The sequence below is a fragment of the Martelella mediterranea genome (assembly GCF_021021415.1).
Taxonomy (GTDB): Bacteria; Pseudomonadota; Alphaproteobacteria; order Rhizobiales; family Rhizobiaceae; genus Martelella; species Martelella mediterranea_C.
This window is the reverse complement of the sequence record NZ_JAINWJ010000010.1, coordinates 158197-182208: the sequence shown is the minus strand read 5'-3', so window position 1 is coordinate 182208 and position 24012 is coordinate 158197. Positions and strand designations below refer to the sequence as shown.

Genomic DNA, 24012 nt, shown 5'->3' with positions numbered 1-24012 from the left:
GAACAGGAGAATGACATGCTGAAGAAACTCGCATTCGCCGCCGCTCTTGCCCTGGCTCCCGGGCTGGCGAGCGCCGCCGACAAGCTCGACGTGATCCTCGAATGGTATGTAAACCCCGACCACGCACCGCTGGTGATCGCCGCCGAAAACGGCTACTTCGCTGATGAGGGGCTCGATGTGGAACTGGTGCCGCCGTCCGACCCGTCCATGGTGCCGCGCATGGTGGCGACCGGCAAGGTCGATATCGGCATTCACTACCAGCCCAATCTCTATCTCGACCACGAGGCCGGCATCGATATCGTCCGCTTCGGCACGCTGGTCTCGACCCCGCTCAACACGCTGACGGTGCTGAAAGACGGGCCGATCAAATCCGTCGCCGATCTGAAGGGCAAGAAGATCGGCTTTTCGGTGGCGGGCATCGAGGATGCGGTGGTGGCCACGATGCTGGAAAACGCGGGCCTTACCAAGGACGACATCACCCTGATCAATGTCAATTTCGCGCTGACCCAGTCGCTGCTGTCTGGACAGGTCGATGCCACCATCGGCTCGTTCCGCAATATCGAACTGCCGCAGATGCGGATCGCCGGCCACGAGGGTAAGGCCTTCTTTCCGGAAGAGCATGGCGTGCCGGTCTATGACGAGCTTATATACGTGACCCGCAGCGACATGCTTGACGACGACCGGCTGCCGCGCTTCCTCGATGCTGTGGAAAAGGCGACGGTCTTCATCGTCAACCATCCGGAGGCGGCATGGGAGAGCTTTGCCAAGGCCTATCCCGATCTCGACGACGAGTTGAACCGCCAGGCCTTCGCCGAATCGATCGTCCGCTTCGCCAAGCGTCCCGCCGCCTCCGATGCCGAGCGGTATGAACGTTTCGGCGCGTTCATGGCGCAAAACGGGCTGATCTCCGAAGCGCCGCCGGTCGATGCGATTTCAGTGTCGCTATCGCAGGAAAAGTAGATCGGCCTCAAATCGCCACAAAAGCACATTATAAAAAAGTGAAAGAGGCGGCTCGCGGGCCGCCTCGCTGTTTCGGTCTTTTGTGACGACAATTGCGGCGATACCGCCATGCAAAGACCGATCTCTATTCCTTCACGACAGGAGATCGGATCATGAAACTTGCCGGCCTCGTGCTGGTGGTGGTCGGGCTTGCGGGCCTCACCATCCGCATCTTGCTCTATCAATATCCCGACGTCGCGGGCACGATCGAGGGCAGCCTTTTGAGCCCGCTTTCGCACCTGACGATCGCCGTCGGCGCGGCGCTGCTGGCGCTCCACCTCATCTACCGGGTGCTGCGCCACGTCATGCATTTCTGAAGTCCGTTAAATCCGCTTGCCCGCACGCTCGTTCAGCGTGCTTTCCACAAAGGCCGCGACATCGCGGTCGGCGGGATAGAGTTCGAGATACCGCCGCCACACCTCGACCGCCGCTTCCTGCCGCCCGGTCCTGTCGAGGATCGTCGCCATCAGGCCGAGCGCGCCGAAATCGCGCGGCTCCAGCGACAGCGATGTGCGGATATCGTCCATGGCGCGTTCGAGATCGCCATGGGTGTAATGGAGCACCGCGCGCTTGCGGTAGGGGGCTGCCTCGTCCGGCCTCAGCGCAATCGCCTCCGACAGGAAATCGAGCGCCGCTGCGCTGCGGCCATTGTTTTCCGAATCATCCGACCATTCGATCAGCAGAGAAACCGTGGGGCTTGGCGAGCGATCGAGATATTCGTCGATCTGGCGAGCAAGGTCGGCCGCCCGTCCGGCATCGCTTGTGCGTTTCAGCCGGTCGTAAAGCCTGTCCAGCGGATCGGACTCGACAACCGCATCCGGCATCGCGGAAACCTGTTCGTCCGCGGCGTTGCCTTGGGCAAGCGCCGGCAGCGGGCCGGCGGCCAGAGCGGCGAGTATCAGAATGGCAGACATAGAAAAGCGCATGACGGGAATGGTATCCCGTCATGGCAAAAATTCAAACAGATAATGCGCTGATTTTCTCAGCCCTGACGGGCCTTGAAGCGCGGATTCTGCTTGTTGATGATGTATACCCGGCCCTTGCGGCGCACCAGACGGTTTTCCCGGTGACGGGACTTGAGCGCCTTGAGCGAATTCTTGATCTTCATGTTTTCGATCCGCTGTTTGTGCCGCTCTCGACTGATCAGTAAAGGCGGTCAGTATTGATATTCAAAGGCGCGCCTTGAAAAAGCGCGCCCGACAGTGGCCGCTACCTAGCGAATGATCGCCGCCAAGTCAACCGTCGCGACGTTTTTCCAGAACGGTAACATGGCCCATTTTCCGCCCTGCCCTCGTTTCGGCCTTGCCGTAGAGATGCACGAGCGCGCCGGAGGTCGTCATCCACTGCGGAATCCACTCCATATCGTCGCCGACGATGTTGTGCATCACGCAATCGCTGTGGCGGACGGGGTCGATCAGCGGCAGGCCGCAAACGGCCCGGATATGCTGCTCGAACTGGGAGAGAACGCAGGCCGCCTCGGTCCAGTGGCCGGAATTGTGGACGCGCGGCGCGAACTCGTTGGCGATCAGCCTGCCGTCGCGGGCGACAAACAGTTCCAGCCCCAGCACGCCGACATAATCGAGCCCGATCAGAAGCCGCTCCGCCGCCGCGCGGACAGCCGCGCCGGTCTGCGAAGACACATTGGCCGGGACGGTGGATGTCCGCAGAATGCCCTCGCGGTGCACATTTTCGGCCGGGTCGAAACAAACGATCGTGCCGTCCATGCCGCGCGCGGCGATCACCGAGATTTCACGATCGAAATCGATCCACTCCTCGAAGATCGCAGGCGCGCCATCAAGCGCTGCAAAAGCGGCCTCCGGGTCATTGTCGCTGCCGTCAAACACCCATTGGCCCTTGCCGTCATAACCGAAGCGGCGGGTCTTCAACACGCCGCGTCCGCCAAATGTCTCGAGCGCCGCGGCAAGATCCTCGGCCGTATCGACCGCCCGGAATCCGGCGGTGGCGATGCCGCTGTCATTGAGGAACGTCTTCTCGGTGAGCCGATCCTGCGAAACGGAAAGCGCGCGCGCCGGCGGATAGACCGGCCGTTCGGCCGACAGAAGCGCCGCGCTTTTCTCCGGCACGTTTTCGAATTCATAGGTGATCACTTCACAGCCGCCGGCAATCTCAAAAAGCGCCGCCTCGTCATCATAGGCCGCCACGATATGGCGGTTTGCGACCTGCGCGGCCGGACAATCTTCCTGCGGTTCCAGAATAACGGTGCGGATCGACAGCCGGGCGGCCGCCATGGCCAGCATGCGGCCAAGCTGGCCGCCGCCGATGATACCGATGGTTTTCATGAAACTCATTCGTCCTTGTCGATGGGGTATTCGGCAACGCTTGCCGCCTGGCGCACGCGGTATTCATCCAGCCTGCCCGCAAGCTCGGGATCGGCGAGCGCCAGGACGGCGGCCGCCAGAAGCGCCGCATTGACCGCGCCGGCCCTGCCGATAGCGAGCGTTCCGACCGGTATGCCCGCCGGCATCTGCACGATCGACAACAGGCTGTCCTGGCCGGAGAGCGCGCGCGACTGCACCGGCACGCCGAAAACCGGCAGCGGCGTCAGCGCCGCCATCATGCCCGGCAGATGGGCCGCCCCGCCGGCACCGGCGATGATGATCTGAAAGCCTTCGGCGCGGGCGCTGCGGGCGAACTCATACATACGGTCCGGCGTGCGGTGCGCCGAGACGATCCGCGCATCGTAATCGATGTCGAGAATATCGAGAATGTCGGCGGCGTTCTTCATCGTTTCCCAGTCGGACTGGGACCCCATGACGATGGCGACAGGCGGATTCTTGATCGGGCTCATCGGCATTCCATTGTTTCAACAAATTCGACGAATGTGGCACGCGCCAACGCTGCGTCGTTTCGGGCGAAACACGCTCTAGCATCAATCGTTTTCGGTGAAAAGCAAGGCGCCGGAGAGTTCAGTCCTGCCTGGGGCAAAATGCCCTCACAAAATCACATTTCCGCCTTCGACAAACGTCTTCGATCATGGCATGCTGATATTGCACTTTGATGACGAGGCGCCGCATCCGGCGGCGCGAAACCAAAGGAAGGACGTGTGCAATGACAGTTCAGACGCATCTTGCCGCTCTTGAGGAAAAGCATTCCGAACTTGAGAGGAAGCTTCACGACGTAATGGCTTCGCCGTCCAGCCACGACCAGGAAATCGCATCGATCAAACGCAGGAAACTTCACCTGAAAGACGAGATTGAACGCCTCCATCACTCAGCTACTTAAGACACCCCCCTGTCCTCAACGCCCCGGCCCAAAACCGGGGCGTTTTTGTATGGATCAGCGCGTGCCTGATCAGCGGCTCGAAGCCTGCGCAATGCTCAAACCCCGTCGTCCTTCTCCCGCTTCTTCATCACCCCGATCCTGAGCATCACCTCGCGCGGTATGTCATAGGTCGACTTCAGATGGTGGTCGGTACGCAGCCCCAGATAATCGCGCTGGATGAACAGCGCGAAAGCGCGGTCGGCCGCTGCCTGAACCAGTTCGTCGCGGTCCTGATTGGAGCCCGGCGTCTCGTCGTGGCGTCTGAGCGCCGCCAACGCCTCTTCCAGCCGTCCGCCGATCCGCCCCAGCGCCTGCGCCGTCTCCTGCATGATTTCGTATTGCAGAGCGTCCAGATCCGGATCCAGCGGCCTGCTGCTGGTGCCGGGCAATATCGGCTTTTTGTAGGCCATGATCTTTTCCTTGCGTCGTGTTCCGAAGATTGGAAGGTGAGCGCGTGAGGTCAAGAGTTTGACGGCATAAAACGAGAAAGCGGTACACAACACAAAACCGCCGGGCGTTGCCACCCGGCGGTCTTTCTATTCGTGAAGCAAGCGAAGCTTACTGGTCGTCGCGGTTCTTGAGAGCCGCGCCCAGGATGTCGCCGAGCGAAGCGCCACTGTCGGACGAACCGAACTGTGCCACGGCTTCCTTCTCCTCGGCGATTTCCAGCGCCTTGATCGACAGCATGACCTTGCGGTCGCGCTTGGAGAAGTTGGTGACGCGGGCATCGAAGACCTGGCCGACCGAGAAACGCTCGGGGCGCTGGTCGTCGCGGTCGCGGGCAAGATCCGAACGGCGGATGAAGGCGGTGATGTCGTCGTGGTTGACGAGCTTCACTTCAACGCCGCCGTCATTGGTGCCGATGACTTCGCAGGAAACGACAGCGCCCTTGCGCAGATCGCCGGAAGCGGCCGCTTCCGTCAGCGCATCCTTGCCGAGCTGCTTGATGCCGAGCGAGATGCGTTCCTTTTCGATGTCCACATCGAGAACGACAGCCTTGACGATATCGCCCTTGTTGTATTCCTCGATGACCTGCTCGCCCGGACGGTTCCAGTCGAGATCGGAAAGGTGCACCATGCCGTCGACATCGCCTTCGAGACCGATGAACAGGCCGAATTCGGTCTTGTTCTTGATCTCGCCTTCGACTTCGGTACCGGGCGGGTTGGAGAAGGAGAAAGCTTCCCACGGATTCTCGAGCGTCTGCTTGAGACCGAGCGAGATGCGGCGCTTGGCCGGGTCGACTTCGAGAACGACGACATCGACGTCCTGCGTGGTCGACAGGATCTTGCCGGGGTGGACGTTCTTCTTGGTCCAGGACATTTCCGAGATGTGGATCAGGCCTTCAATGCCCGGCTCCAGCTCGACGAACGCACCGTAATCGGTGATGTTCGTAACCGTACCGGAAATCTTCTTGCCTTCCGGATACTTGGCCGAAATGCCATCCCACGGGTCAGCTTCAAGCTGCTTCATGCCCAGCGAAATGCGGTGCGTTTCCTGGTTGATGCGGATGATCTGAACCTTGACGTTCTGGCCGATGGACAGAAGCTCGGTCGGGTGGTTGACGCGGCGCCATGCCATGTCGGTGACGTGCAGCAGACCGTCGATACCGCCGAGATCGACGAAGGCGCCGTAATCGGTGATGTTCTTGACAACACCTTCAACGACCTGACCTTCTTCGAGGTTCTGGACGATTTCCGAACGCTGTTCCGCGCGGCTTTCCTCAAGAACGGTCCGGCGCGAAACGACGATGTTGCCGCGGCGCTTGTCCATCTTCAGGATTTCGAACGGCTGCGGCGTGTGCATCAGCGGGGAAACGTCGCGGATCGGACGGATATCCACCTGCGAACGCGGCAGGAAGGCGATCGCGCCGTCGAGATCGACGGTGAAGCCGCCCTTGACCTGGTTGAAGATCAGACCTTCAACGCGCTCACCAGCCTCGAACTTGGCTTCGAGCTTGATCCACGATTCCTCGCGGCGCGCCTTTTCGCGCGACAGGACAGCCTCGCCCAGCGCGTTCTCGATGCGCTCGACATAGACTTCGACCTCGTCGCCGACGTTCAGTTCGCCGTCCTTGCCCTTGGCGCCGAATTCCTTCAGCGGCACGCGGCCTTCGACCTTGAGGCCGACATCGATGATGGCGACATCCTTTTCGATGCCCGTAACGAGGCCCTTGGCGACATAGCCTTCGGCCAGATCATTGTTGGCGCCGAAGGATTCTTCCAGCATTGCGGCGAAATCGTCGCGCGTGGGGGTTTGTGCAGTCATGAAAACTCCTGGATCGTGCCGGCTCAAAAAGCCTGACACGGATGCGCCGGTGGCTGGTGTTGATATCAGGTAGTCAGAGCACCCCTCTTTCCCTTATGGTAAAGAGCATTCCGGCGCGTGGATGCTGTGAAAACCTCTATATGCGGGAAACCCCGCCAATTTCAGTTATTCCGGTCAAGCTGCCCGTCGATAATCGCGCGCGCGGCCTGAAACGCGGCCTCTATACCCATTTTGGACGTATCAAGCAAGTGCGCATCGTCCGCCGGCCTGAGCGGACTGTCCTCGCGACTCATGTCGCGCGCGTCGCGGCGCTTCACGTCTTCGAAAATTTCGGCGAAATCGGCAACGCCGCCGCCGGCGACGATCTCGTCATAACGGCGTTGGGCGCGCAGTTCGGCATCGGCGGTGACGTAGAGCTTCACCGTCGCATCGGGGCAGACCACCGTGCCGATGTCGCGCCCGTCGAGCACCGCGCCCCTGCCGGTTTCGGCAAAGCGGCGCTGTGCGGCGACGAGCGCAACGCGCACCTTGGGCATGGCCGCGACCTTCGAGGCCGCTTCGCCGATTTCGTGGGCGGAAAGCACGGCGCGGTCCAATCCGGAAAGATCGATCGCGCCGGCCATTTCGGCGGCGATCGCCTCGTCATCGAGCGGCTTGCCGGCATCGATGAGCGCCTTGGCGGTGGCGCGATAGGTGAGGCCGGTATCGAGATGCGGCAGGCCGTAATGCGCGGCGAGCCTGCGCGCCAGCGTCCCCTTGCCGGCCGCCGCCGGCCCGTCGATTGCAATCACCAGTGCCATTCGTCCCCGCCACCGGCCGGGGCCGGCTTTAATCGATATGCTTGTCTGCCGCGACTGCTCCGGTCCGTCTTAACCAGAAACCTCACAGCCAATAATCTCCCCCCTTGAGGGGCAGATGTCGCGAAAGCGACAGAGAGGGGTAAAGGGCGCAAGCTCTAAAAGCCGCCAACACCGAACTCTCGGAGAGGGTTCACCCCTCTCTGCCCCTGTCGGGGGCATCTCTCCCTCAAGGGGAGAGATCAGGAACGGAGAGGTTTCCGATATCGAAAGCCGGAAACCAACGCCTGCGCCTCAGCCCGACGACCGCTGCTTACTCCGAAGCAGCGTCAGCCAGCGCCTTGGCGTCGCGGTTGCCGTCATTGTCGCCGGCTTCGGCCTTCGGCGTGCGTCGGCGGCGGGCGGGCTTCTTGGGGGCTTCGCCTTCCGGGGCGGCTTCGGCGGCGGGCGCCTTGTCCTCGGTTGCCGGTGCTTCGCCCTCGGCCGCCGTTTCGGCGGCGGCGCGCTTGGTGCGGCGCGGGCGGGCGGCGGTCGAGGCGCGACGGCGCGGCTTGTCGACCGGCTGGCCGTTGGCGTCCTCTGCCATCACTTCGGCGGGCGTGCCCTCGATCACCGGCTGCGGCCCATCGGCATCGACGGCCTGCTCGGGGCGGCGATTGTTGCGACGGTCATTGCGCTCGTTGCGGTCATTGCGCTCGCCGCGGTCGTTACGATCATTGCCGTCATTGCGATCATCGGCGCGGTTGCCGTTGGCCTGGGCGGCATTGTCGTCATTATCATCATTGTCGGAGCGGTCGTCGCGCTGGTGGCGATCCTGCATCTGCGCCTGGGCGGCGGCGATGATCCGGTTGTAGTGCTCGGCATGCTGAAGATAGTTTTCAGCCATGACGCGGTCGCCGGCGCTCTGGGCGTCGCGCGCCAGCGTCATGTATTTCTCCGCCACATGCTGGGCGGTGCCGCGGACCTTCACATCGGGACCGGCGCTGTCATAGGTCCGGGTCAGCGGATTGGCGCCCTTGCGGTTGAAATTGTTATTATTGCCGCCGCGCCCGCGTCCGCGTTTATTCTGCTGTCCTGACCTCATGAAAACTTCACCTGAATTTCTGTTTATGGTCGAGCTACGCCCTTTGCCGGGCGGTGTCATGAACACACGGCGGCATAGTCCATCCGGCAGGGCATCTCAGCGCTGCCATTCGTGGAATTTAAGGACCTGAATCACGCAAAAGACGGTAAGTCGCAATGAACCAACATTGGACGGAAAACCTGTAGACTGAGGCCAAGCGACGAATCGCTGTTTCTTTCAGTCGCCGTTTTGCGTGGCTGCAACCTAGCCCGCCTGTGGAGAAATTCCAAGCCCTTTCTTTAGCTGATTTCAAAAAAATCCGGGCGCCTGGGCCGGAAAATCGCAATCTTTCGCGACAGGAACGCCGCGCAGTTTCAAATATTTAGACAGGCCCATTGCCGGCGGTCAAAAAGCCGCCGCCTCCGTCTCCGTCCTCATTCGGCCCTGATGAAGATCAATGCACGGTCGTTTCCGCCGAGGTCCTTCGCTGCAACCGAGAGTTTGAAACCGGCTTCGGTAAACACCCTGGTCACCGCCGTCTTCTGTTCGGCTCCGATTTCGAGCGCCACGATCCCGCCTTCGGCGAGATGGTCGCCTGCGCCGGCGGCGATCGCCCGATAGGCATCCAGGCCGCTTTCGCCGCCATCAAGGGCCGCCAACGGATCAAAATCGCGAACTTCGGGCTGAAGCGCCGCAATCTCGTCCGAGACGATATAAGGCGGATTTGACACGATCATGTCAAAACGCCCGTCGATTGCCTCGAACCACGAACCCTGTCTAAGGCCGAGCCGGTCGCCTACGCCATTTATCAAGGCATTGCCGCGCGCCGTTTCAAGGGCGCCCTCGGAAATATCCGTTGCAACGCCCACCGCTTCTGGACACTGGCTGAGCAGCGTGATCGCGATCGCCCCGGTTCCGGTGCCGAGATCGACGAAACGCGCCCGCCCGGTCTCGGCGATGCGGCGTTTCAGGAAGGGCAGGCAGTGTTCGACCAGGATTTCGGTATCGGGCCGCGGCTCCAGCGTGTCCGGCGACAGCAGGAAATCGAGCCCGTAGAACTCGCGCGCGCCAAGAATACGATAGACCGGCTCGCGGTTCTTGCGGCGTTCGACCGCTTCGGCGACCGCCTGCATCTCGATGGCATCGATCACGCGCGCACCCTCGGTCACCATCTCGGTCAGCGTCAGGCCGAGCACACCGCTGACGAGATGACGGGCGTCTTCCTGCGGCGCATCGAGACCTGCCGCCGCGAAGGCGTCGACGGTCTGGCGGTAGAGTTCCGAAAGCGTCACCTCAATGCGCCTCGACGCCGAGCATGGCAAGCTGGCCGGCCTGATAATCGGCCACCAGCGCATCCACGACCTCGTCGAGATCGCCGGCAATCACGGCATCGAGCTTGTAGAGCGTGAGGTTGATGCGGTGATCGGTGACCCGGCCCTGCGGAAAATTATAGGTGCGGATGCGCTCCGAGCGGTCGCCGGAGCCGACCTGGCTCTTGCGGTCGGCGGAACGGGCATCATCGGCGCGCTGGCGTTCCATGTCGTAGAGCTTTGCCCTGAGCACCTGCATCGCCTTCGCCCTGTTCTGGTGCTGGGATTTTTCCGATGAGGTGACGACAATGCCGGTCGGCAGGTGCGTGATGCGTACGGCCGAATCGGTGGTGTTGACGTGCTGGCCGCCAGCACCGGAGGAGCGCATCGTGTCGATGCGGATATCTTCCTGACGCACCTCGACATCGATATCCTCGGCTTCCGGCAGCACGGCAACGGTCGCCGCCGATGTATGAATGCGCCCGCCGGCCTCCGTCTCGGGCACGCGTTGCACCCGATGCACGCCGGATTCGAATTTTAGCCGGGAGAACACGCCCTTGCCGCTGACCGAGGCGATGATTTCCTTGTAGCCGCCAGCATCGCCCTCGCTCGCCGAAAGCACCTCCACCTTCCAGCCCTTGGAAGAGGCGTAACGCTCATACATGCGGAACAGGTCGCCGGCAAACAGCGCCGCCTCGGAACCGCCGGTGCCCGCGCGGATTTCGAGCACGGCGCTCTTTTCGTCGGCGGCGTCGCGCGGCAGCAGCAGGATCTGGATTTCGCCCGACAGCGCCTCGATCTTCTCCTCGAGATCGGGCATTTCCATTTCGGCGAGTTCGCGCATTTCGCGGTCGGTCGCCTTGTCGGCAAGCAGGGTTTCCAGATCGGCAAGCTCCCTTTCGGCGGCCTGATAGTCGCGGATCTTCTTCACCACCGGTTCCAGCTCGGCATATTCGGAGGCGAGCTTCACATAGGTTTCCGCGTCGGGGCCGGACGACATCCGGGCCTCGACCTCGGAGAACCGTCGTTCAAGTTCGCGCATCTTGTCTTTGGGTAGCCTTGCCACGCCGGGATCACTCCGCTGGTTATGGAGGTTTGTTATGGAGCGCTCGCGCGCCGATCGCTTATGACGGAACGCCGTCTATAGCGGAATATTGTGGTCGTTCGCAAAGCGTTCAAGCAATGCGCGCACCGGGGTGCCGTTGCCGGGATCGTCGAGCGCGGCATTGATCTCGGCGCTGACCGCGTCGATATCGAGCCCGAGCAGCATTGCCTTCACCGGTCCGATCGCGGTCGGCGACATCGACACGGCGCGGTAGCCGATCGCAAACAGCGCCAGCGCCGAAATCGGCTTGCTGGCATATTCGCCGCACAGCGTCACCGGCACATTGTTGCGCTCGCCCGCGCGCACGATATCGCGCAGCATCCGGAGGAACGGCTTGCTGATCGTGTCGTAGCGGTCGGAAACGCGGGCATTGCCGCGATCGATCGCCATGAAGAACTGGTAGAGGTCGTTGGACCCGACCGAGACGAAATCGACCTCGGCCATCAGCTCATCGATCTCATAAAGCAGCGCCGGCACTTCCAGCATGGCGCCGAGCTCAATCTTCTTCGGCACCTGGTGACCGAACTTGGCGAGATGCTGGATTTCCTTGGCCATCAGCGCCCGCGTCTCGCGCAGCTCGCCCACTTCGGAAACCATCGGCACCATGACGCGCAGGGTCTCCCCCGCCGTCGCCTTCATCAGCGCGCGCATCTGCATGCGCAGGAGATAGGGCCGGTCGAGCGCAAGCCGGATGGCGCGCCAGCCCATCGCCGGGTTTTCCTCTTCCTGAGCGCGGAAGAAGGAGACCATCTTGTCGGAACCGATATCGAGCGTGCGGAAGGTCACCGGGCGGTCGCCGGCATGGTCGAGCACCTGTCGGTAGAAACTCTCCTGCTCGGCGGCCTTCGGCATGCGCGAGGCGATCATGAACTGCAACTCGGTGCGGAACAGGCCGATGCCTTCCGCGCCCGAATCATCAAGCTGCGGCAGGTCGACCAGCAGGCCGGCATTCATCATCAGCTTGAAACGCACGCCATCTGCGGAAACCGGCTCGACGGCGCGCAGCGCGCGGAACTGTTCCTGCCGGCGGGCGCGCAGGCGGACCTTTTCCTCATAGGCGACCACAAGCGCATCGAGCGGGCGCACATGCACCTCGCCGTCGTCGCCATCGACGATGATGGCATCGCCGTTTTCAACCTGGGCGGCAACGCCGGTCGCCTGGCCGATCACCGGAATGCCCATGGCGCGCGCGACGATGATCACATGGCTGGTGGCGGCCCCGTCCTCCAGCACCAGGCCGCGCAGCTTTTCGCGCGGATAGTCCAGAAGCTCGGCAGCGCCCATGACCCGCGCCACGACGACCGCGTCATCGGGAAAATTCTCGCCGTCGCGGTCGATCTCCCCGCCGGTCAGCTGTCTCAGAAGCCTGTTGGCGAGATCGTCGAGATCGTGCATCCGGTCGCGCATGAACGGGTCGGTCAGCCGGATCATCCGCGCCTTGGTGTCGCTCTGCACCTTCTCGACCGCGCCCTCGGCGGTCAACCCAAGCGTGATCGCCTCTTCCAGCCGGCGGACCCAGCCGCGGTCATGGGCGAACATCCGGTAGGTTTCCAGCACCTCGCGGTGCTCGCCCTCCGACGGCACGTCATTGCGCTGCAACAGCTCATCGATCGAGAAGCGCAGTTTTTCGACGGCCGCGCGCAGCCGCGCGATTTCGGCGTCGCTGTCCTCGTTGACGAGGTTGTTGATGACGATGCGCGGCTCGTGCAGCACGGCATGGCCGAGCGCGATGCCTTCGCCATAGGCATCGCCAGACAGCGACACCGAACGGGTCAAGTCGAGCTCCATGCCAGGGCGGGTGATCTTCTTCAGGTCGCCGGAGGCGATCAGTTCGGCCAGCAGCATCGCGGCCGTCTGCAGCGCCTCGACCTCCTCCTCGCTATAGGCATGCTCGTCGGTGTTCTGGACGACCAGAACGCCGAGCGTGCGGCCGGCGCGCAGGATCGGCACGCCGAGGAAGGAGTGATAGATTTCCTCGCCGGTCTCCGGCAGGTAACGGAAGGCAGGATGCGATTGGGCGTCGGAAAGGTTCAGCGGACGGGCCGAGGCCGCGATCGTGCCCACGAGGCCCTGCCCCATGCGCAGGCTGGCAAGGTGAACGGCATCGCGCTTCAGGCCTTGCGTGGCGTAAAGCTCGAGCACGCTGTCGGCGCGCAGCACATAGACCGAGCACACCGCGGCCACCATATTGTCGGCGATCTGGCCGACGATACGGTCGAGGCGGTCCTGCGGCTCCAATGGCTCCGCCATCAGTTCCCTCAACCGCTTCAGCAGGATGCGCGGGCTCGATGCCTGGTGGTTCATTGCAGTTCTGTCCCCGTTCGCGGAAGTCCGTTCGGCTTCCATGGGTGACCGGGACTCACCAGCCACCCTTTTTAGGGTCTATTTATCGAGACCGTAGCAGGAATGCAAAGTCCTGACTGCAAGCTCGGCATAGGCGCCGTCGATCAGGATCGAGATCTTGATCTCGGACGTCGTGATCGCCTTGATGTTGATGCCCTTCTGCGACAGGGCCTTGAAGGCCGAGGCGGCAACGCCGGAATGCGAGCGCATGCCGATGCCGATCACCGAAATCTTGGCAAGCTCGGTCTCGCTCTGGATCACGTCATAGCCGATTTCCGACTGCTTGGCGGCAAGCGCGGCCTTGGCCTTTTCCACATCCGATGCCGGCACGGTGAAGGTCATGTCGGTATGCGTGCCCTCTTCCGAGATGTTCTGCACGATCATATCGACATTGACATGGGCATCGGCGAGCGGGCCGAAGATGGCGGCGGCCACGCCGGGGCGGTCTTCGACGCGACGCAGCGAAATCTGAGCCTCGTCCTTGGCATACGCGATGCCGGTTACGACTTCCTGTTCCAAAATCTCATCCTCGTCGCAAATCAGGGTACCGGGCGGATTGTCGAAATCGCCCATGCCGGGGGCGTCCGGCGCATCGAAGCTTGAACGCACGAATGTGCGCACCTTGTGAACCATGGCAAGCTCGACCGAACGAACCTGCAGAACCTTGGCGCCGAGCGAGGCCATTTCCAGCATTTCCTCGAACGCCACCTTCTTCAGGCGCCTGGCCTTCGGCTCGATGCGCGGATCGGTGGTGTAGACGCCATCGACATCGGTGTAGATGTCGCAGCGATCGGCCTTTACGGCGGCGGCGATGGCGACGGCGGAGGTATCCGAGCCGCCGCGACCGAGCGTCGCAACCCGGTTATCCGGGCCGATGCCCTGGAAACCGGCGCAGACGGCGACCTGGCCCTCGCCCATGCGCTTGATGATGTCCGAACCGTCGATATCGACGATGCGGGCCGCGCCATGGGTGCCGTCGGTCTTGATCGGCAACTGCCAGCCCTGCCAGGAGCGGGCATTGACACCCATCGCCTGCAGCACGATCGCCAGCAGACCGGAGGTCACCTGCTCGCCGGAGGAAACGACGACGTCATATTCGCGGGCGTCGTGCATCGGCGAGGCCTCGCGCGTCCACTCCACCAGTTCGTTGGTCTTGCCGGCCATGGCGGAGACCACGACGGCGACCTCGTGGCCGGCATCGACTTCCCGTTTCACATGGCGCGCCACATTGCGGATACGCTCGATATTGGCGACAGACGTGCCGCCGAATTTCATGACGATGCGGGCCATTGAAGACTTTCCAAACTCAATATTCCAGGGCGTCCGGAACCGGACGCCACATCCATACCGCGTTCGCCGTCAGGTCGTTGGGCTGGCTCGTGAAAGCCAGATTTCGACGCATGCCGGGAAAACTGCGGTTTCTTAGCGAAATCGCCGCCTTCGCGCAATGGCGCTTTCGGCGGGAACGGGACGCCGCTCCCGCCGCAACGCTATTTCGGTGAAAGACGGGTCGGCATGATCACCGGACCGCCATCGGCTTTTCCGAAATAGGCTTCGATGCCATAAACCCGGCGCAGGTTTTCCGCCGTCAGCACCGCGGCGGGCGGACCGTCGGCCACCACGCTGCCGCCATCCATCATGATCAGCCGGGTGCACCAGCGGGCCGCAAGGCCGAGATCGTGCAGCGACACGAGCACCGAGCGCCCCTCGCGCAACAGCGAGACGAACACCTCCATCAGGCCGATCTGGTGGGCAGGATCAAGCCCGGCGACCGGCTCGTCGGCGATCAGCAGCGGGGTCATCTGCGCCAGCGCCCGTGCGATCAGCACGCGGGCGCGCTCGCCGCCGGAAAGCGTGTCGGCGGTGCGCTCGGCAAAGCCTTCGACGCCCATGCGCACCATCGCCTCGGCGATGATCTGGCCGCGGGCGTAATCGCCGAAACAACTGTCCTGGATCCACGGCTGGCGGCCAAGCGCCACCACCTCGCGCACCTTCACCGGCCAGGCGATCTCGTGATCCTGCGGCAGGAAGGCGACCCGGCGCGCGCGCTCGTTGGCGCTCAGCTTTTCCAGCGGGCTATCCTGCAGGAACACGGCCCCGGATGCCGCCGTCACGCCGATCAGCGCCTTCAGAAGCGTCGTCTTGCCCGCGCCGTTGGGGCCGATCAGGCCGACCAGCTCGCCGCGCCCGACCTTCAGATCGACGCCATCCACGATGGCGCGGCCGCCTCTTTCAACGGTGAGGTTTTCGGCGCGAAGCAGCATCAGACCAGTTCTCTCCGCGTCTTGTAAATCAGCCACAGGAAGAACGGCGCGCCGATCAGCGCCGTCACCACGCCGATCTTCAGGTCACGCTCCGGGGCCACCAGCCTGACCGCGACATCGGCCGCCAGCAGCACCGCCGCTCCGCCGAGCGCGCTCGCCGGCAGCAGCCTGGACGGCACCGAGCCGACGAGCGGCCTCAGGATATGCGGCACCACCAGGCCGACGAAACCGATCGCGCCGGAGACGGCGGTCGCCGCGCCGACGCTTGCCGCCACGCCCCAGATCACCATCCGCTCGGTGCGCTTCGGCGACATGCCGAGACTGGCCGCCGCCTCATGGCCTAGCGTCAGCATGTCGAGCGCGCGGCCGCAGCCGAACAGAAGCACCCAGCCGGCCAGCATAAACGGCGCTGAGAGCCACACCTGCAGCATGGAGCGGTCGGCGAGCGAGCCCAGCATCCAGAACATGATCTCCATCGCCGCGAAAGGATTGGGCGAGAGATTGAGCGCCAGCGAGGTCATGGCCCCCGCGAAGCTGGTCACAGCGACGCCGGCGAGAATGATCGTCAGGCTCCGCGCCCCGCCGCCGGCCAGAAACCGCACCAGCAGCACCGAGGCGAAGGCGAAGGCGAGCGCCAAGAGCGGCAGCGCCAGCGAAAACAGCGCCGAAAGGCCGGTATAGATCGCGATCACCGCGCCGAGCGAGGCCGACGCCGAGACGCCGAGCAGGCCGGGCTCGGCCAGCGGATTGCGCAGATAGCCCTGCAACACCGCGCCGGAAAGCCCGAGCGTGGCCCCAATCATCAACCCGAGAATGGCGCGCGGCAGCCGGATTTCCTGCATGATCAGAACGATGGACGCGGCATCGCGCCCGAACAGGCCGGCGACGCTCTGCCGGAACCCGATGCCTGCCGGCCCGATGACGAGCGAGGCGGTAAACAGCACCAGGACGAGAATGCCGAGGACGACCATCAGCCGCCAGTAGCGCCGGCGCTCATTCATCCGCTCCGCCTCCGCCAAGTTTTTCGGCGAGCAGGGCGATACCCGCGACATTGAACGGCCCGCCGCAGATGGAATAGCGGCTCGGCAGGTTGACATAGTCGCTCCGCTCGGTGGCGGCCACGAAGGCGGGGTGCCTGAACCCGGCCTGGGCAAGCGCCGGGGCGTCATAATCCGCGTCGCCGCCGACGATCACATCCGGCGCGGCCATGATCAGCCGTTCCAGCGGCAATCGCCCGAGCCTGTCGACGCCAGCCTCCGAGGCGATGTTGGCAAGACCGAGCCGGGCGATCATGTCGCCGGCGAGACTGTTTTTGCCAGAGGTATAGCCATTGGCGTAATAGAGCGCGGCCGTGCGCTTGCCGGGCGGCGTTTCGGCGAGATCGGCGAGGCCTTCATCCATCGCGGCGATCACGTCCGCCGCTGCCTGCTTCCTGTCGAGCAGCACGCCGATGCGCTCCAGATTGTGCCGCACATCATCAAGCGATGCCTCGGGCTGGAATTCCGCGACCGCGATCCCGAGCCGCTTCAGGAGATCGACCGTCTCCCGCGTCGAATAGCTGCCGGCGAGCACCAGGTCGGGCTTCATCAGGAAAACCTGCTCCGCCAGCCCGTCATTCAGCCGGTAACCGGCGGCCTCTGCCGCCATCGCCGAGATGGCCGGATCGGCCGCAAGCCGCGAGACCGACAGCAACTGCCCTTCATCGGCAATCAGCATGGCCATCTGATCGGTGCACAGATTGATCGAGACCACGCGTTGCGGCGCGGCGGCGGCGGTGAAGGGAAGAAGTAGAAGAAACCCGGCGCACGCTGCGCTGAAAACTTTGCGTTTGGCGTGCGCCGGGTGCGGCATTTAGAAGGTCCTTCGGTAAGAAAGCGTCACGGTTGTGCCGGGCGCATTATATCCGGGAATTGTCTGGTAATCCTCGTCGAAGAGATTTTCGACCGCGAATTTGACGTTTGACAAGTCATCCACGGCATAATTGGCGGAAATATCGACCACGGTATAGTCGCCAAGCTGCGGATTGAAATTCGACTCATTGGTCCAGCGGCTGCCGACATATTCGATGCCGGCGTTCAGATTGAGACGCTCGGTCGCCTGCCAGCTTGCCGCCGCCGTCAGCTTCAGCCGGTTCTGGTTGGCGATATACTCGTCATCGGTCTCGTTCTTGGGCAGGCGGTATTCCAGGCCGAAATCAAGGCCGAGCCGGTCGTCGAGCAGCATCTGCGAATAGGTGGCGCGCACGCCGCTGACCTTGGCCTTCTCGATATTCTCCATGGTGCCGATATAGGTGATCGGATCGGAGACGAAGACGATCATGTCGTCGATATAGTTCTCGTAATAGACGACGTCGACCACGCTGCCCGCGCCGGAATCCCAGTTCAGCCCCGCCTCCCAGTTCTTCGAGGTTTCCGGGTCGAGATAGGGGTTGCCGACATAGGAGCCGTCGAACGCCCAGTAGAGGTCGTTGAAGGTCGGCGCGTTGAAACCGGTGGAGAACGAGGCGCGCGCCGTCAGCCCCTCGACCAGTTCGTAGCCGAGACCGACATTATAGGTCAGCGCCCCGCCGAACTGTTCGTCGGCATCGTAGCGCAGGCCGGCATTCACCGTGAGAGCGTCAAGCTCCAGGCCGTACTGGCCGTAGAAGGCTCCGACATTGCGCCCGGTCTCGGTGTAATCGACGGAGGAATCGACCGTTTCGCGATAGGCGTCGAAGCCGAGCGTGAAGATGTTGAGCGCATCGCCCGCCAAGACTTCCTTCGTGGTCGAACCGGAAATCCCAAAGCGATTGGTGTCGTAATGGGTATCGGCTTCCGGATGATCGTCGCGGAAATTCTTCTGGTAGTCGAAGGCCGAATAAATCTCGAACACCGAAGACCAGTCGTCGGAGTGGTCGAATTCCGCGCCGAGCTTGAAGGCGGCATTCGTCTGGATCGACTGATTGGCCCCATAGACCATGTCGCCGGTCATCCAGTCGGCATAGGGTGCGCTGTCGAAATGCGGATTGGAGCGGGCGTAGAAGCCTTGCGAATAGACCCGGCCCCAGGCGAAATCCTTGCCGATCGAATAGTTGAAGCTGCCCTGCAGGAACCCGTCGCGGCCCGGCTCATGAACGGAGTTGGACGGCGTGGTGAAATCATAGCCTTCCGTGCCGATGACCGAGAGGCCGACATTGAAATCGACGCCGGAGCCGGTGACCCCGCGGCTCGACAGCGTGCCGAAGCCGCCCCAGGGCCAGGTCACGCCGGTTTCCACGCTGGAGCAGATCGAAGCGCCGTTTTCGCAGAAACTGCCATCCTTGGTGATGATGTTGACGACGCCGCCGATCGCGTCCGCGCCCCACTGGGCCGAATGCGCGCCCTCGACGATCTCGACGCGGGCGATGCTTGAAAGCGGAATATTGGCGATGGCGGTGGAGCCGCCAGTGGCGGAGGCGACGCGCATACCGTCGACCAGCACCAGCGTCTGGCCGGTATTGGTGCCGCGCAGGGTAATCCCCGCGTTCGCGCCCATGCCGCCATTGGTGGTGACGTTGACGCCCGGATAGCTTCTCAGCAGCGAGGGAAGATCGACGGCGGCGGAGCGCTCGATATCCTCCTCGGTGACCACCGTGACCGTCGAGGTCGACTGCACGATCGTGGACGGGCGGCGCAAGGGCGTCGTCACATAGATGGGTTCCAGAACCGTCGTGGCGCCGGTATCTTGCGCCGCCCCCTCTCCGGCCGAAGCAAGCACGGCGACGGCCATGCCGGCCGCAATGAATTCTCTCATATCAAAATCCCCATTCGGGCCGGCCGCGGCCGGCAAAAAAGCACCGTGGGGAATGGGAAAGCGGTTTGGCCCGACCATCCATCCACGGCAACATCGTTTTCGAATGTCACCGCGACGGACGACCGCGCCTGAACAAGAACCCCGTGTTCAAGCAAGGGTGACCGGATCGGGCAGGTCTCCTGGCTTCCGCGTCATCGCCTGAATTTCCGTCTTCCCGGACATGCGCCCAGTGACGTGGTGGAAATGGCTCAACGGTTACAGTTGCGGGGGCAGCCGCGGTTTTGAACCGCGTTCCCTTTTCATCCGTTCTCGCGAACGGAACCTGATCCGGGACCTATTTACGGGTCGGCGATAAGCCAAGTCAATGCGGCGGAATGCTGATTTCTGCGGACAAACCTGCGTGGTCGGCCTACAGGCCTTCGGTGCGGGGAACGCCGGCCAGGTTCGGCTGCTCGGGGCGTTTCACGACGCTGAGCGATCCGTCCGTTTCCAGGATCACCGCGGAAATGGCGTCAGGCTTCGCCGTGCCGGACGAGCGGATGGCGGCGCGCACCTCGTCCTTTGTCAACCTTTCACGCTTCATCGCTTTTTCGAGGAAGACCCCATCGCTGAAGACCAGCGCCGGCTCGCTTTTGATCATTCGGCTTACGGCGGACGACCTGACGGAGAGCCATGTGATGGCGAACTGCAGGAAGATCAGCACCGCAAGCGCCAGGATACCCTCCGCAAGCGGCACGGATTTGCTGAGCATGACGGTTGCCAGGACCGAGCCGAGGGCGACGGTGACGACAAGGTCGAAGGCGTTGAGCTTGGTCAACGTGCGCTGGCCGCTGATGCGCAACATCAGCACCAGCGCCAGATAGGCGGCCCCGCCGACGACGAGGACGCGGATAATGCCGTTCCAGCTTTCAAAAAACATGTGTTCTCCCTTTATGAGGAGAGAACGCATGACAGAGCCAAAGGTGTCGGATCGTTTCGCAACGCCGAGACCGGCGACGGGATATCGCTTGTGAGAAGGCCGCCTTCCCCTGGCGAATCCTAGCGCACCGATCCATCGAGCGGAGGAACCGCGCGGCCGAGATAAACGACGCCGCGCTCGCTCTCCTCCAGCACCTCGAACCCCGAGGCCTGCCAGAAAGCGGCGCCGCCCGCCTCGGTCCAGCCGGCACCGACATGGACGTGACCGGCCCCAAGTTCCGCGAGTCGCCTTAACGCCGCGCCGAGAAGCTGACGCCCGAGCCCATGGCCGCGGGCCCGCTCCAGAAGGTTCATATGCAGATGCGCCGGATAGGCCGCGACCACTGCCGGCGGCGGCGCTTCCGTGTGATGAAACAGATGGGCGCGCCGGTCATCCGGCGTCCACTGCGCGCGGTTTTGCGCATCCGGCTCCGGGTAGCGCTTTCTGAGCGCCGGCCACCAGTCCGCCTCCAGCGTCCGCGCGAAGGTCTCGGTATCGGCGGTGCCCACAACATAACCGCACACGCCCGCCTCATCCTCGGCCACGAAGCAGAAGCCGCCATCGACCATGAGATAGGGCGCGGAATAGATATGGCCGATCATCTGCGGATCGTCGTAAAGCGCGCTCGCATCGCGACCATTGTCGCCAGTGGCAAGCGCGATCGCGTAAAGCGCGTCGAGGTCCTCTGTCCTGCCTTCGCGTATAAGCATGTCAGACCATCACCGGATGATCGACCATGTCCTCGGAGCCGAAGAACTTCAGATAGCGCTCGACTTCCGCCGGATCACCGGTGGCCTTCTGCGGATTGTCGGAAAGCTTGACCGCCGGGCGTCCATTGGCGTCAGAGACCTTGCAGACGATCGAGATCGGCTTCAGCCCGCCGACGCGATGCGGCGCGCAGCCGATGAAATCATTGGTGAGATTGGTGCCCCAGCCGAAGCTCATGCGCACCCTGCCCTCGAAATGCTTGTAGGTTTCGATGATGGCATCGACGTCCAGCCCGTCGGAGAAGATCAGGATCTTCTCGCGCGGATCGCGGCCCATCTTCTTCCACCAGTCGATAATCTTCTCGCCGCCCTCGATCGGCGGCGCGCTGTCGGGGCGGAAGCCGGTCCAGTCGGCAACCCATTCCGGCGCGTTGCGCAGGAAGGCAGCCGTGCCATAGGCATCCGGCAGCGCGATCAGCAGATTGCCGCCATAGAGCTTGTTCCAGTCCTGCATCACCTTGTAGGGAGCGGCGGCGAGCGCCTCGTCCGTCTCGGCAAGGGCGGCTGCAACCATCGGTAGCTCGTGGGCGTTGGTGCCGACGGCCTCCAGATCGGTATCCATGGCGAGCAGCACATTAGAGGTACCGGTAAAGGCCGGGCCGATCCCCTCCTTCAGCGCCTCGACGCACCAGCGCTGCCACAGGAAGGAATGCCGCCGGCGCGTGCCGAAATCGGATATTCTGAGCCCGTCGAGGGCAGCCAGCCGCTCGACCTTCGACCACATCTTGGCCTTGGCGCGGGCATAGGTCACGTCCAGCGTGAACAGGCCGATGCCCTTCAGCGCCGCGCGCGAGCGCAACTCGTTGATGATGCAAAGCGCCGGTATCTCCCACATCGTGGTTTCCATCCAGCGGCCGTGGAAGGTCAGCTGATACTGGCCGTCATGACGCGTCAGCTCATATTCGGGCAAGCGGAAATTGGCGAGCCATGTGAGAAACTCCGGCTCGAATATCTGCGAGCGGCCGTAAAAGCTGTTGCCCGCGAGCCAGATCATTTCCTTCTTGGTGAGTTTGATCTCGCGCGCATGGTCGAGCTGGGCGCGCAGTTCCCCCTCGTCGATCTCGTCGGCAAGGCGGACGGAGGCGGTGCGGTTGATCAGCGAAAAGGTGGCGTTGACGTCCGGATAGAGCTTCCAGATCATCTGCAGCATCAGCAATTTGTAGAAATCGGTATCCAGAAGGCTGCGGATGATCGGGTCGAGCTTCCAGCTGTGATCATAGACCCGTGTGGCAATATCGGTCTTGGCCATCGCCTCCCGCTCCCTTCAGGCGTCATTCGCGTGAAGGGCAGTCATGCGCCCCTCCGGGCCCATGATTTAGCCGCTCTGTTATCGGAAATCCAGAGCGCGGCGGCGCTTTTGCTCAAAGCGAGTTTAAGCGGCCCGCTTACTGATCCGTCGCGGGGGCCACCTGTTCGGCATCCTCGGTCACGGTCTCGACGTCAGGGCTGGCGCCCTTCGGCGCTAATAATTCCATCACCGCCCATACCACGATGGCCAGCGCGAGCCCGCCGCCAAGAACGTAAATCAGGCCGCGCCCCCTTTCGGATTGCCGCGCCTCGTTCGGCGACAGTTCGGACTTTCCGGTTTCCGGTTCATTGGTCTGGTTGGGCTTGTTCGGGTCAATCATCAATCACTCCACTGCCGGCGTATCGAAAAGCCATTCCGCGCCGCCCCATATCAGGACGACGCCGACCATGATCGCGATCAGGATCATGATCACCGTCTGCCCGCGATTGAGATGCCGGCTTTCGGTCGGCGACACGCCGCCATTGTCTTCCTGGTTCTGCGGATAGTCTTCCTCACCCGGATATTTGACGGGTCGGGCTTCCTTGGGATCGAAATGCGTTGCCATAACTTCCTCCTTGCCTGCCGCTTGCGGGTTCAGCTGAAGGAGAAACGTCAAGGCCGTGCCGATTGTTCCGTTTGTCAGTAGCCCCGCTTCCGGCCGACGACATGCTCGAGCGGTTCTCCCGCCTCGAACCGCGCGATCTGGCGCTCGACATGCGCAAACAGCGCGCCGATATCGCTGTCGGCCGCCACATGAGGCGTGATCACGACATTTTCGCGATCCCATAGCGGGCTTTCGGCGGAAAGCGGCTCGGTCTCGAACACATCGAGCGACGCGCCGCCGAGTATGCCGCGATCGAGCGCGGCGACAATATCGGCCTCCACCTGCGAGCCGCCGCGGCCGGCATTGATGAACACCGGCGCGCCGAGCGGACCGCCGCGCCTCAGCTTTTCGAAAAGCGCCAGGTCGAAGAGGCCCGTGGTCTCGGCCGTCAACGGCAGCAGGCCGACCAGGATATCGGTCCTCGCAAGAAAGGCATCGCGGCCCGCCTCATCGAAGGTCTCGACCCCGTCGATGGTCTTGGCCGTCCGCGACCAGCCGACGACGTTGAACCCCATCATCTTCAGCTTCGCCGCCGCATCGCGGCCGAGTTCGCCGAGCCCCATGATCCCGACCGTCGCCGCGCAGGCTTCCGGCTGCGGCAGCGGCTGCCAGCGCCGAGCCTTCTGGCTGGAGCGATAGGCGGCGACCTGACGCAGGTGATACAGGCATTGCAGCACCACATATTCGCTCATCCGCCGGGTCAGCGACGGATCGACGAAGCGCACCAGCGGCGCATCCGGCAAACCCTCAAGCGCCAGAACCCTGTCGACGCCCGCCCCGCCGGAAAACAGCACATCGAGGTTTGTCGCGCGGGAAAACAGGTCTGCATCGGGTTGCCACAGGATCGCGTAGCGGCAATCGGAAAGATCGCGCCCGGCATTCTCGGCCGCACCGAGATCGATAACATCGCGATCGGCAAAATGGCGCTTCAGCGCGGCGACCACGGCGGCGCGGTCGGAGAATTTGAGGTCGATCAGCAGCGGCGGTTTGGTCATGGCAGGTTTCCGGTGAGATTTGCGAAGCCGACAGACACCATGTTTCAGGCGGGATGAGCAACAGGAAAGATGGAATGTGGAGGGAGAAAGCAGCAAGCCATTTCGCCACTTCACCGCTTGCGCCCGACCTCTCCCACGGTGTCATGCTCGTGCCTGACACGAGCATCCAGCCACGCGGAGGACGTTTCATGGATCCCCCCG

The 24012-nt window shown here is 63.0% G+C and carries 25 protein-coding genes and 1 riboswitch; of the genes, 3 read left to right on the top strand and 22 right to left on the bottom strand.

Annotated features, from left to right (window positions below; all coding sequences use genetic code 11):
* Positions 1-15: 15 nt before the first annotated feature.
* Positions 16-960 (top strand): ABC transporter substrate-binding protein, encoded by a 945-nt coding sequence (locus K7H91_RS08695; protein WP_230719824.1) that lies wholly within the window; start codon positions 16-18, stop codon positions 958-960.
* Positions 961-1112: 152 nt separating this feature from the next.
* Entirely contained in the window at positions 1113-1316 is a 204-nt protein-coding gene (locus K7H91_RS08690) for a hypothetical protein (RefSeq protein ID WP_230719823.1), read from the top strand.
* Positions 1317-1322: 6 nt separating this feature from the next.
* Here the strand turns inward: K7H91_RS08690 and K7H91_RS08685 are convergent, their stop codons facing one another.
* From K7H91_RS08685 to purE, 4 genes are all read right to left on the bottom strand, one after another.
* Positions 1323-1913 (bottom strand): tetratricopeptide repeat protein, encoded by a 591-nt coding sequence (locus K7H91_RS08685; protein WP_230719822.1) that lies wholly within the window; start codon positions 1911-1913, stop codon positions 1323-1325.
* A 68-nt stretch (positions 1914-1981) separates the two neighbouring features.
* On the bottom strand, positions 1982-2107 hold the full coding sequence (gene ykgO, locus K7H91_RS08680) for a type B 50S ribosomal protein L36 (RefSeq protein ID WP_018064355.1): 126 nt from the start codon (positions 2105-2107) through the stop codon (positions 1982-1984).
* A 127-nt stretch (positions 2108-2234) separates the two neighbouring features.
* The gene (locus K7H91_RS08675; RefSeq protein WP_230719821.1) at positions 2235-3308 is read right to left on the bottom strand and encodes a 5-(carboxyamino)imidazole ribonucleotide synthase; all 1074 of its coding nucleotides are present in this window, start codon (positions 3306-3308) and stop codon (positions 2235-2237) included.
* Positions 3305-3814 carry a 5-(carboxyamino)imidazole ribonucleotide mutase gene (purE, locus tag K7H91_RS08670; protein ID WP_419197458.1) on the bottom strand — a complete coding sequence of 170 codons (510 nt, stop codon included), beginning with the start codon at positions 3812-3814 and terminating at the stop codon, positions 3305-3307. The genes K7H91_RS08675 and purE overlap by 4 nt, the downstream gene beginning before the upstream one ends.
* A gap of 254 nt (positions 3815-4068) precedes the next feature.
* Between purE and K7H91_RS08665 the strand changes: the two genes are divergently transcribed.
* On the top strand, positions 4069-4242 hold the full coding sequence (locus K7H91_RS08665) for a YdcH family protein (RefSeq protein ID WP_230719819.1): 174 nt from the start codon (positions 4069-4071) through the stop codon (positions 4240-4242).
* 95 nt (positions 4243-4337) lie between these two features.
* Here K7H91_RS08665 and K7H91_RS08660 read toward each other — a convergent pair whose 3' ends face one another.
* The 18 genes from K7H91_RS08660 to K7H91_RS08575 form a co-directional block, all read right to left on the bottom strand.
* Positions 4338-4691: a DUF6665 family protein gene (locus tag K7H91_RS08660; protein ID WP_230719818.1), complete on the bottom strand. Its 354-nt coding sequence runs from the start codon at positions 4689-4691 to the stop codon at positions 4338-4340.
* 148 nt (positions 4692-4839) lie between these two features.
* Positions 4840-6546 (bottom strand): 30S ribosomal protein S1, encoded by a 1707-nt coding sequence (gene rpsA, locus K7H91_RS08655; protein WP_230719817.1) that lies wholly within the window; start codon positions 6544-6546, stop codon positions 4840-4842.
* Between the two features lie 161 nt (positions 6547-6707).
* On the bottom strand, positions 6708-7346 hold the full coding sequence (gene cmk, locus K7H91_RS08650) for a (d)CMP kinase (protein ID WP_230719816.1): 639 nt from the start codon (positions 7344-7346) through the stop codon (positions 6708-6710).
* Between the two features lie 310 nt (positions 7347-7656).
* A complete protein-coding gene (locus tag K7H91_RS08645; RefSeq protein WP_230719815.1) occupies positions 7657-8427 on the bottom strand; it encodes a DUF4167 domain-containing protein in 771 nt (256 codons plus the stop codon).
* Positions 8428-8840: 413 nt separating this feature from the next.
* Positions 8841-9704: a peptide chain release factor N(5)-glutamine methyltransferase gene (gene prmC, locus K7H91_RS08640; RefSeq protein ID WP_419197463.1), complete on the bottom strand. Its 864-nt coding sequence runs from the start codon at positions 9702-9704 to the stop codon at positions 8841-8843.
* Positions 9700-10782, bottom strand: a complete 1083-nt coding sequence (prfA, locus tag K7H91_RS08635; protein ID WP_230719813.1) for a peptide chain release factor 1 — start codon at positions 10780-10782, stop codon at positions 9700-9702. Before prfA ends, prmC begins: the two co-directional genes overlap by 5 nt.
* 75 nt (positions 10783-10857) lie before the next feature.
* Positions 10858-13125 (bottom strand): phosphoenolpyruvate--protein phosphotransferase, encoded by a 2268-nt coding sequence (gene ptsP / locus K7H91_RS08630; protein ID WP_230719812.1) that lies wholly within the window; start codon positions 13123-13125, stop codon positions 10858-10860.
* 78 nt (positions 13126-13203) lie between these two features.
* Complete coding sequence (locus K7H91_RS08625) at positions 13204-14454, bottom strand: aspartate kinase (RefSeq protein ID WP_230719811.1); 1251 nt, start codon at positions 14452-14454, stop codon at positions 13204-13206.
* A gap of 200 nt (positions 14455-14654) precedes the next feature.
* Positions 14655-15431 carry an ABC transporter ATP-binding protein gene (locus K7H91_RS08620; RefSeq protein WP_230719865.1) on the bottom strand — a complete coding sequence of 259 codons (777 nt, stop codon included), beginning with the start codon at positions 15429-15431 and terminating at the stop codon, positions 14655-14657.
* Entirely contained in the window at positions 15428-16429 is a 1002-nt protein-coding gene (locus K7H91_RS08615; protein ID WP_230719810.1) for a FecCD family ABC transporter permease, read from the bottom strand. Before K7H91_RS08615 ends, K7H91_RS08620 begins: the two co-directional genes overlap by 4 nt.
* Positions 16422-17279, bottom strand: coding sequence for an ABC transporter substrate-binding protein (locus K7H91_RS08610; protein ID WP_230719809.1), 858 nt, complete (start codon positions 17277-17279; stop codon positions 16422-16424). The genes K7H91_RS08615 and K7H91_RS08610 overlap by 8 nt, the downstream gene beginning before the upstream one ends.
* Positions 17280-19199 carry a TonB-dependent receptor domain-containing protein gene (locus K7H91_RS08605; RefSeq protein ID WP_230719808.1) on the bottom strand — a complete coding sequence of 640 codons (1920 nt, stop codon included), beginning with the start codon at positions 19197-19199 and terminating at the stop codon, positions 17280-17282.
* 151 nt (positions 19200-19350) lie between these two features.
* Positions 19351-19540: riboswitch (cobalamin riboswitch) on the bottom strand.
* A 68-nt stretch (positions 19541-19608) separates the two neighbouring features.
* Positions 19609-20118: a DUF421 domain-containing protein gene (locus tag K7H91_RS08600; RefSeq protein WP_230719807.1), complete on the bottom strand. Its 510-nt coding sequence runs from the start codon at positions 20116-20118 to the stop codon at positions 19609-19611.
* A gap of 119 nt (positions 20119-20237) precedes the next feature.
* Positions 20238-20867, bottom strand: a complete 630-nt coding sequence (locus tag K7H91_RS08595) for a GNAT family N-acetyltransferase (RefSeq protein WP_230719806.1) — start codon at positions 20865-20867, stop codon at positions 20238-20240.
* A 1-nt stretch (position 20868) separates the two neighbouring features.
* Positions 20869-22173, bottom strand: coding sequence for a nicotinate phosphoribosyltransferase (gene pncB, locus K7H91_RS08590; protein ID WP_230719805.1), 1305 nt, complete (start codon positions 22171-22173; stop codon positions 20869-20871).
* Between the two features lie 136 nt (positions 22174-22309).
* Positions 22310-22552, bottom strand: a complete 243-nt coding sequence (locus tag K7H91_RS08585) for a hypothetical protein (protein ID WP_230719804.1) — start codon at positions 22550-22552, stop codon at positions 22310-22312.
* 3 nt (positions 22553-22555) lie between these two features.
* The gene (locus K7H91_RS08580) at positions 22556-22777 is read right to left on the bottom strand and encodes a hypothetical protein (RefSeq protein ID WP_230719803.1); all 222 of its coding nucleotides are present in this window, start codon (positions 22775-22777) and stop codon (positions 22556-22558) included.
* A 74-nt stretch (positions 22778-22851) separates the two neighbouring features.
* Positions 22852-23811: a 2-hydroxyacid dehydrogenase gene (locus K7H91_RS08575; RefSeq protein WP_230719802.1), complete on the bottom strand. Its 960-nt coding sequence runs from the start codon at positions 23809-23811 to the stop codon at positions 22852-22854.
* Positions 23812-24012 lie beyond the last annotated feature (201 nt).

Excerpts from the sequence above, each read along its gene's own strand:
- K7H91_RS08605 (WP_230719808.1), bottom strand. The coding sequence starts at position 19,199 with ATGAGAGAATTCATTGCGGCCGGCATGGCCGTCGCCGTGCTTGCTTCG.
- K7H91_RS08690 (WP_230719823.1), top strand. The coding sequence starts at position 1,113 with ATGAAACTTGCCGGCCTCGTGCTGGTGGTGGTCGGGCTTGCGGGCCTC.
- rpsA (WP_230719817.1), bottom strand. The coding sequence starts at position 6,546 with ATGACTGCACAAACCCCCACGCGCGACGATTTCGCCGCAATGCTGGAA.
- K7H91_RS08685 (WP_230719822.1), bottom strand. The coding sequence starts at position 1,913 with ATGTCTGCCATTCTGATACTCGCCGCTCTGGCCGCCGGCCCGCTGCCG.
- K7H91_RS08660 (WP_230719818.1), bottom strand. The coding sequence starts at position 4,691 with ATGGCCTACAAAAAGCCGATATTGCCCGGCACCAGCAGCAGGCCGCTG.
- K7H91_RS08645 (WP_230719815.1), bottom strand. The coding sequence starts at position 8,427 with ATGAGGTCAGGACAGCAGAATAAACGCGGACGCGGGCGCGGCGGCAAT.
- K7H91_RS08695 (WP_230719824.1), top strand. The coding sequence starts at position 16 with ATGCTGAAGAAACTCGCATTCGCCGCCGCTCTTGCCCTGGCTCCCGGG.
- K7H91_RS08625 (WP_230719811.1), bottom strand. The coding sequence starts at position 14,454 with ATGGCCCGCATCGTCATGAAATTCGGCGGCACGTCTGTCGCCAATATC.
- K7H91_RS08675 (WP_230719821.1), bottom strand. The coding sequence starts at position 3,308 with ATGAGTTTCATGAAAACCATCGGTATCATCGGCGGCGGCCAGCTTGGC.
- K7H91_RS08580 (WP_230719803.1), bottom strand. The coding sequence starts at position 22,777 with ATGGCAACGCATTTCGATCCCAAGGAAGCCCGACCCGTCAAATATCCG.
- K7H91_RS08585 (WP_230719804.1), bottom strand. The coding sequence starts at position 22,552 with ATGATTGACCCGAACAAGCCCAACCAGACCAATGAACCGGAAACCGGA.
- ykgO (WP_018064355.1), bottom strand. The coding sequence starts at position 2,107 with ATGAAGATCAAGAATTCGCTCAAGGCGCTCAAGTCCCGTCACCGGGAA.
- purE (WP_419197458.1), bottom strand. The coding sequence starts at position 3,814 with ATGCCGATGAGCCCGATCAAGAATCCGCCTGTCGCCATCGTCATGGGG.
- K7H91_RS08595 (WP_230719806.1), bottom strand. The coding sequence starts at position 20,867 with ATGCTTATACGCGAAGGCAGGACAGAGGACCTCGACGCGCTTTACGCG.
- ptsP (WP_230719812.1), bottom strand. The coding sequence starts at position 13,125 with ATGAACCACCAGGCATCGAGCCCGCGCATCCTGCTGAAGCGGTTGAGG.
- pncB (WP_230719805.1), bottom strand. The coding sequence starts at position 22,173 with ATGGCCAAGACCGATATTGCCACACGGGTCTATGATCACAGCTGGAAG.
- K7H91_RS08610 (WP_230719809.1), bottom strand. The coding sequence starts at position 17,279 with ATGCCGCACCCGGCGCACGCCAAACGCAAAGTTTTCAGCGCAGCGTGC.
- K7H91_RS08615 (WP_230719810.1), bottom strand. The coding sequence starts at position 16,429 with ATGAATGAGCGCCGGCGCTACTGGCGGCTGATGGTCGTCCTCGGCATT.
- K7H91_RS08600 (WP_230719807.1), bottom strand. The coding sequence starts at position 20,118 with ATGTTTTTTGAAAGCTGGAACGGCATTATCCGCGTCCTCGTCGTCGGC.
- cmk (WP_230719816.1), bottom strand. The coding sequence starts at position 7,346 with ATGGCACTGGTGATTGCAATCGACGGGCCGGCGGCGGCCGGCAAGGGG.
- K7H91_RS08665 (WP_230719819.1), top strand. The coding sequence starts at position 4,069 with ATGACAGTTCAGACGCATCTTGCCGCTCTTGAGGAAAAGCATTCCGAA.
- K7H91_RS08575 (WP_230719802.1), bottom strand. The coding sequence starts at position 23,811 with ATGACCAAACCGCCGCTGCTGATCGACCTCAAATTCTCCGACCGCGCC.